The sequence below is a fragment of the Peribacillus sp. SIMBA_075 genome (assembly GCF_046534585.1).
The window spans coordinates 1-245 of the sequence record NZ_JAWRYN010001357.1; the positions used below are offsets into that span (position 1 = coordinate 1).

General features: G+C 36.3%; 1 pseudogene. It reads right to left on the reverse strand.

Annotation, left to right across the window (positions count from 1 at the left end):
- Positions 1–227, reverse strand: a pseudogene (locus SB775_RS32765) (class I SAM-dependent methyltransferase); the annotation flags it as partial.
- Positions 228–245: the final 18 nt, after the last annotated feature.

Here is a 245-nt window from a genome sequence, read left to right on the forward strand (position 1 = left end):
GTATCGATACGTGTTTGTAAATGGTTGCTTACGTTGTATTGGCGTTTTACATCATTCATCTTTTCGCATTCCACTTTCGTACAAAATTGCTGAATCGCGTGTGTTAATACGTCGGTTTTCTTTAAACCTTCGTAATGGAGTGCAGATTCAAACCTTTCAAGTAATTTTTCTTCAATTCGAAAATGAATATCTTTTCGCTTCGTCATTGAAATATCGCCCCTTTGCATCTGTTAGTGAGACTATAG